Origin of the sequence: Gordonia sp. ABSL11-1 (assembly GCF_030315685.1) — a bacterium.
In the GTDB taxonomy this organism is placed as follows: Bacteria; Actinomycetota; Actinomycetes; order Mycobacteriales; family Mycobacteriaceae; genus Gordonia.
The window spans coordinates 1-820 of sequence record NZ_JASXSI010000093.1; the positions used below are offsets into that span (position 1 = coordinate 1).

The 820-nt window shown below is 67.8% G+C and carries 2 protein-coding genes and 1 pseudogene; all 3 read left to right on the plus strand.

Going from position 1 to position 820, the window contains the following annotated elements:
- Window positions 1–54: 54 nt before the first annotated feature.
- A complete protein-coding gene (locus tag QSJ19_RS27090) occupies window positions 55–354 on the plus strand; it encodes a helix-turn-helix domain-containing protein (protein ID WP_502876353.1) in 300 nt (99 codons plus the stop codon).
- A gap of 4 nt (window positions 355–358) precedes the next feature.
- A complete protein-coding gene (locus QSJ19_RS27095) occupies window positions 359–484 on the plus strand; it encodes a hypothetical protein (RefSeq protein ID WP_502876354.1) in 126 nt (41 codons plus the stop codon).
- 38 nt (window positions 485–522) lie between these two features.
- A pseudogene (locus tag QSJ19_RS27100) lies at window positions 523–820 on the plus strand (transposase); the annotation flags it as partial.

Below are 820 nucleotides of genomic sequence, written 5' to 3' on the forward strand. Positions count from 1 at the left end.
GGATCACACCGTTACCCGGGCCCCGCGGTATCCGCTACGGGTGATGATCCAATCATGCTGCGGTTGCAACAAGACCCGCTACCGATGCGGAACGCCGAGTGCGGACGGGCCACGTCCACCGAATCGATCCCGCAGGCCGCGCCGCGGCGCCGGACAACGAGCAGGTTGCGCACGCAGATCGGCCGAGCCGTCGGGGATGCGGCCCGCTCGGTCATCGAGGTCACCGCCGATACGGGTGCGTCGTGGCCAACGGCACACGCCGCGTTCGTCGAGCACGCCGATCAGGTGCTCGACACCCCACGACCGGTGGAGGTTCCCGGGATCGACGAGACCCGCCGCGGCAAGCCCCGCTGATTCCGTGACGCGAACGGACGGCGGTGGATTCGCGTGGACCCGGTGGGACACCGGATTCGTCGATCTGGGTGGCGATCAGGGCCTCCTCGGCCAGGTCGAAGGCCGCACCAGCGCGGCGGTCACCGACTAGCTCACTGGCTCACCACGCAGACCGCACAGTTTCGTGACCAGATCACCCACGTGGTGATCGATCCGTCGGCCGCCTACGCCGCCGCACTCACCACCGAGTTGCTGCCCAATGCGCAGCTGGTGGTTGATCATTTCCCCCTGGTCACGCCGGCCAACGACATGGTCACCGCAGTCCGCCGCCGCATCACCGTCGACACCCACGACCGGCGTGGCCGCAAACAAGACCCGGAGTGGGCGAACCGGCGGCGGCCGCTCAGTGCGCGAGACCGATCGTCGGACAGATCATTGGCGAAGATGTGGAAGGCGTTGATCGAGCATGACCCCAGTGCGCAGATCC